Raw genomic sequence first — 5,869 nt, 5'->3', positions numbered from 1 at the left:
TATCACGAAGATCCAGTGATTTACGGTAAACGACCAAGGAATTAAGAGAGTTTCTCTCCATGTTTTCAAAGCAATTTTGAATTATAAAATTACATATGAAATCAAAATTTCAACTTTTGTTTTAAAATTAAAAAATAGATTATACCTTTAAAATAAAAATTTTTAAGCTTTAATTCTTTAAATATGAAAATAGATGCACTTAATTGGCAAATTTTGGGGCATTTGCAGCAAAATGCAAGGGAATCCTTCACCCATATAGGTCGTGAAGTGGGTCTTACGCCACCCGCTGTTGCGGAGCGGGTTAAGAAAATGGAGGATTTAGGGATTATTGAGGGATACGGGGCCAAGATTTCCTATGTAAAGGCAGGGCATCAGTTTAAGGCGATCATTATGCTACGCGCCTTTATGGGAAAACTCAAACCCTTTCTGGACAAGGTGAAATCCCTTCAGGAAGTGGTCAATTGTTATCGAATAACGGGAAATGAGAACATTATCATGGAGGTGGTGCTTCGGGATCAATCCCATTTGGAAAAATTTATCGACGAGCTCATCGTATATGGTGAGTGCAGAACCCATATTGTGTTGTCCAACGTGGTGGCCCATGCCCCAATAAAAAGTGGAACCCCCGTCACGTAAAATTCCATTAACTTTATAGGACCGAACACTATTTTGTTTTGGCCAGATTTTTGCTATGATAGAATTATGAAAAAAAGACATCTACTATTTTTTCTCTCCCTAGTTTGTTTGACTTCGTCTTCGGCGCAACAAATGGTTCTTAAAAAAGGGGAGATCATGGACTCCATTCCCGTTCAAGATTCCATCCCAAGTTCCTATTCTTTGTATCTGCCCAGGGATTTTTCCACAGAGAAAGAATGGCCCTTGTTGGTGGTTTTTGATTTGGAGGGAAAGGAAAGGCAAGCGTTGTCCATATTTAAGGGACCCGCAGAAAAAGAAGGGTATATTTTGGCGGCCCCCAAAATCAATGACACTGTTTCGTTGACCAGTAATATGATCGCTACCAATACTGTTTTGGAGGATATTGTCAGTCTTTTGCCCATTCAAAGAGAACGGATTTACTCCGCTGGGGCTGCTGCTGGAGGACGTTTTGTCAATCTGGTCCCCATTTTCATCAAAGGGGTAAAGGGCGTAATTTCTATGGGGGCTTCCATGACCAATACAGATTTGTTGAATGTGAGACAGCCCTTTCATTTTATAGGTATCGTCAGTAAAAATGATTACAACTACACCACGATGTTGGAAGATGAGAGTATATTGGACCGCTATAAGTTTCCAAATCAGGTACTGCTTCATGAGGGGATGAGCGAATGGCCGGACATAGAATATCTGGAAAAGGGGCTCCAACTGTTCACCTTGGCCGCCATGGGCCGAAAATTGATTCCCAAAGATTCCAACTATGTTGAAAAAGCGTACCTGGAAGATGTTACCAAAATGAATCGCTTAAAAAATTCTGGCCAATTGATTTGGGCAGAGCAGTATCTGGGGGAAATGATGTCCATGTACGGTGCCCATAAAAATCTGGATTCCCTTCGGGAAGTGCAGAAAGAATTGCGCAGGGACAAGCAGTTTAGGGCCATGCGTCGCGCTGAAAATGCGGCTTTTTCAAAGGAAATATTGCTCAAGGAGAATTATCAGTACGATATGGAGGAAGACATGTTTGCGCATAACTTCAAGAATTTGGGCTGGTGGAATTATCAAATGACGGAGATCGATAAGTTCATCAATGGATCCAACATCCATGAGCAGGAGATGGGCCATCGTCTGGTTGGTTTTTTAAACGCCCTTGCTGAGGATAACATTGAACTTGTGCGATCGGGAGAGATGGTTGATGAGGATGCCCTGGCTTTTTTGTACATGCTCAAGACCATCTTGGAACCTGATAATTTTGAATTTTACTTGAAGACCATTTCGTTGAGCGCCAAGAATGAAGATTTTGGAACGGCGTTGTTTTATCTGGAAGAAGCCTTTAAAAGAGGGTTCAAGGATAAGGATAAATTGTACAATTTGGAAGATACGGCACTGTTGCGCATTACCCCCGAGTTCAACAAAATGGTGGAAAAGTACCTAAACGATGCCCGTTACGACATTATTGAGGATTGAAAATCCAGTATTTTTGCATTAAAGCTTCAAAATGAAATATGTAATACTGGCCTTTGCTTTATTGGCAGTCTCTTGCGGAAGGGGCAAAAAATATCATGATGAGAAAGCTGTTGTGTCGCCTGAATCTCCTTTGGTGGCCGATATTTTGGAATTTCAAAAGGAACTGAACGAAAGTTTTAAGGACCCAGAGACCTCTCCACTGCCCGATAGATATCGAAAAGATTTTGAGACGTTGGATTTTTTTGAACCGGATACTTCGTATGTGGTCAAGGCCAGGTTTGTGCGGACCCCGGATGCGGTGCCTTTTTTAAATCCTACCACAACAGGAAGAAAGACGGAGGAAGTTGTGTATGGTATTGCTCATTTTACATTGAATGGCGAAGAACACCAATTGGAAGTGTACCAAAGTTTGGGTTTGTTGGATCAGGAAGGGTATGAGGATTATCTGTTTTTGCCTTTTTTGGACGATACCAACGGAAATGAGACCTATGGAGGTGGACGTTATATTGATTTGTCCATCCCGGACGGTGATACGTTGATGATCGATTTTAACAAAGCCTATAACCCGTATTGTGTGTATAATAAAAAGTACTCCTGCCCTCTAGTGCCAAGGCAAAATTATTTGAGAACTAATGTGAGAGCAGGAGTGAAAGATTTTAAAAAAGACTAAAAAAGCCTTAATCCCGAGGGAGTAAGGCTTTCTATTAGCATTAAAAATTTAATTTCTTGGGCCTAGAAAGAGTAGATAGCGGCAAACAGTACAGAAGCCAAGCTTCCCGTTGGATCCATGTCGTTGTCAATAAAGGCATCTTCGGAAGCACTATCCAATCTGATTTCTGGTTTTAGGATCAAATCACCAATAGTTGCACTACCTGTTAAAGTGACAGCAAAAACGCTGGAATCACCTTCTGGGTCAGAAGCCCCAATAGCTCCAAAGAAATCTGTTTCCATGAAGTACTCTCCACGAAGACCGATAGTAAAGTTTTCGGAAGTGGCCAATTGCGGATAAAGAGCCACACCTGTAAAGGAACCACCATCATCTTCCATGCTAAAGTGGGCGGCATTGATCCCCAAGAAGAAATCTTCAGAAACATCAAATCCACCGGTATAGTCAACTTCAAACCCACCTTGGCTGTACAAGAAGTTCAAGAATTGTCCGGAGTATCCCAACTGGGCACCTACGGCATAATCGCCGGTTCCGTTCAACTCGGTCAAATCGGTTGGGTTCATTACGGCCAACATGGCAGACCAATCGCTTCCCAAATTAAAATCAGCCTTCAAACCAGTATGGCTAAAAGGTCCGTAAGAGAATAGGTATGAGGTACTGTAGTTGAAGTTGGCCACCGGAGAGATAACCTCATATCCCAAAAAGGTGTTGAAGTTACCGAAAGTCAGTGTGACATCATCACTTACGTTCCAGTATACATACAACTGGTTAAGAATATCACCCGTTGCAGAATACATTGGAGAAGCAAAAATGGCATCAGTACCTCTTGGGCCAAAGACCAAATCAGCAACAAAACCTACTTTTTCACCTTCGTAAGCAGCAATAACATTGGCCATGCCCAAGGCAAAACCATCCAAATTGGCAAAAGAAGACCCAGGCGCTATGGCATCTTCACCATTAGGAGCTGTAAGGTTGGTCCTGTAATAGGCATCCACGGAGCCACTAAAGCTAAATTTTGGTGATTCTTCCTCTTCCTGGGCAAAAGCACTTACTGAAATCAATGCCAATGCGGCGAAAGCTAAATTTTTTACGAAATTTGTTTTTATAATCGTTTTCATATCATAATCATTTTAAGTTGTCCTTTATGTTTATTGGACAGATTTGTTTAATTGTGAGTTGTGTTTGAAAAGGTTATTCAACGGAGCGTTTGGCAGAACGCTCCGTTTCCTTTTATATATGAGTTGTGTTTGAATTTTATTTGTCCTGTGAAATGTGTTCAGGATAGGCCTCCACACCGTGTTCATGCAAATCCAACCCTTCTACTTCTTCTTTCTCAGAAACACGAAGTCCGATGGTTTTCTTCAAGATGAACAATACAACGAATGAAGCTGCAGCGGCCCACAGGATGTATGACAGGGAACCGTAGGTCTGTACCCAAAGGAGTTTTGCTCCTCCTCCGTAGAACATTCCACCATCCAAAGCGAATAATCCTATAAGCACAGTTCCTAAGAAACCACACACACCGTGTACGGAAATGGCACCAACGGGATCATCAATTTTTAATTTTTTATCGATGAACTCAATGGAACATACCACTACAATACCACAAACCAATCCAATGGCAAGTGCGCCCCATGCGTTTACAGCACCGCAACCGGCTGTAATACCTACCAATCCGGCCAAAGCACCGTTCAAGGTCATGGAGATATCGGCTTTACCATATCTAGCCCATGTAAAGAATAGTGCAGCAATGGCACCAATGGCTGCTGCTAGGTTGGTGTTGATGATTACGCTGGTTGCAGCAATAGTGTCACTACCACCCCAAGCTAATTGAGATCCTCCGTTAAATCCGAACCACCCCAGCCAAAGGATGAATACACCCAATGCGCCAAAAGCCATATTGTGACCAGGAATGGCCTTCGCCTCCCCATCAACATATTTTCCGATTCTAGGACCGACCAAAATGGCAGCTACCAAAGCGGCGGCTCCACCAACGGCATGTACTACGGATGAACCGGCAAAATCAACGAAACCAGCTACGTTCAACCAAGCATCGTCGTCAAAAGGCCAGTACCAGCTACCTGAAATTGGGTAGATCAATGTGGTCAATACCGCAGAAAAGATCAGATACGTGGAAAACTTTGTTCTTCCTGCGATGGCCCCGGACACAATGGTTGCGGCAGTAGCACAGAATACGGTCTGGAAGAACAGGTTGTACCAGTCATCGGCACTAAAAAAGAGATAACCTTGCTCGCTTGGACTGGAGCGGAAAAATCCACCGCCAATCAAATCGCTACCATACATAATGGCGTATCCAAATGCCCAAAACATGACGGAACCTACGGCCAGGTCCATTACGTTTTTCATAATAATGTTCCCTGTATTCTTGCTTCGGGTAAATCCTATTTCCAATAAGGTGAACCCCGCCTGCATAAAGAATACCAAAATGGCAGCTAAGGTAATCCACAAAGCGCCCATATCGCCGGTGATCGCTTCAACGGCTTTATCTATTGCTTCTTGTTCTTGTACAATCATAATCTAAGTTTTTAAGTTTTTGGTTATACTTTAGTTGATTCCGGCACTACCGCTTTCCTTGGTCCTGATTCTGTACGCTTGAATCACATCTGAGACGAAAATTTTCCCATCTCCCACATTTCCTGTGGATGCTGTGTCCAATAGAACATTCACGGTCTTGTCCAGAAAGTCATCGGATACCACGATAACCAAATACCTTCTTTGTATATCACTGGTACTATAGGAAATACCACGATACACATGCCCTTGTTTCTCATTTCCAACTCCTGTTACATCCCAGTAACTAAAGAAGTTGACCTCAATCTGATGGAGGGCTTTTTTTACCTCATCAAATTTGGATTTTCTAATAATTGCCTCGACTTTTTTCATAATTAAGTAGTTAATTGATCACCCAAATATATGGTAATTCACACTAGACCATATAAAAATGAGGGGTGATGTGTGAATTTTTATGGTTATAAAAAAAATACCCCATATATTTTAGGGGTATCTGATTTTACACAACTATTTATTAAAATTTTTTTGATTGTTTCTTAATGTTTACATCAT

Annotated in this window: 6 protein-coding genes; 3 read left to right on the top strand and 3 right to left on the bottom strand. The window is 42.0% G+C overall.

All coding sequences use genetic code 11. The features are described from left to right. Nucleotides 1-183: 183 nt before the first annotated feature. From A7D14_RS17830 to A7D14_RS17820, 3 genes are all read left to right on the top strand, one after another. Nucleotides 184-636, top strand: coding sequence for an Lrp/AsnC family transcriptional regulator (locus A7D14_RS17830; RefSeq protein ID WP_067037592.1), 453 nt, complete (start codon nucleotides 184-186; stop codon nucleotides 634-636). Between the two features lie 132 nt (nucleotides 637-768). Then, complete coding sequence (locus tag A7D14_RS17825; protein ID WP_255307490.1) at nucleotides 769-2,118, top strand: alpha/beta hydrolase; 1,350 nt, start codon at nucleotides 769-771, stop codon at nucleotides 2,116-2,118. 31 nt (nucleotides 2,119-2,149) lie between these two features. After that, complete coding sequence (locus A7D14_RS17820) at nucleotides 2,150-2,788, top strand: DUF1684 domain-containing protein (protein ID WP_067037588.1); 639 nt, start codon at nucleotides 2,150-2,152, stop codon at nucleotides 2,786-2,788. Nucleotides 2,789-2,850: 62 nt separating this feature from the next. Here the strand turns inward: A7D14_RS17820 and A7D14_RS17815 are convergent, their stop codons facing one another. The 3 genes from A7D14_RS17815 to A7D14_RS17805 form a co-directional block, all read right to left on the bottom strand. Then, a complete protein-coding gene (locus A7D14_RS17815) occupies nucleotides 2,851-3,903 on the bottom strand; it encodes a porin (RefSeq protein WP_067037586.1) in 1,053 nt (350 codons plus the stop codon). A gap of 136 nt (nucleotides 3,904-4,039) precedes the next feature. Beyond that, complete coding sequence (locus A7D14_RS17810; RefSeq protein ID WP_067037584.1) at nucleotides 4,040-5,320, bottom strand: ammonium transporter; 1,281 nt, start codon at nucleotides 5,318-5,320, stop codon at nucleotides 4,040-4,042. Between the two features lie 30 nt (nucleotides 5,321-5,350). After that, on the bottom strand, nucleotides 5,351-5,689 hold the full coding sequence (locus A7D14_RS17805) for a P-II family nitrogen regulator (protein WP_067037582.1): 339 nt from the start codon (nucleotides 5,687-5,689) through the stop codon (nucleotides 5,351-5,353). Nucleotides 5,690-5,869 lie beyond the last annotated feature (180 nt).

The organism is Allomuricauda sp. CP2A (assembly GCF_001683915.1).
In the GTDB taxonomy this organism is placed as follows: domain Bacteria; phylum Bacteroidota; class Bacteroidia; order Flavobacteriales; family Flavobacteriaceae; genus Flagellimonas.
This window is presented reverse-complemented; position numbering and strand designations above follow the sequence as displayed.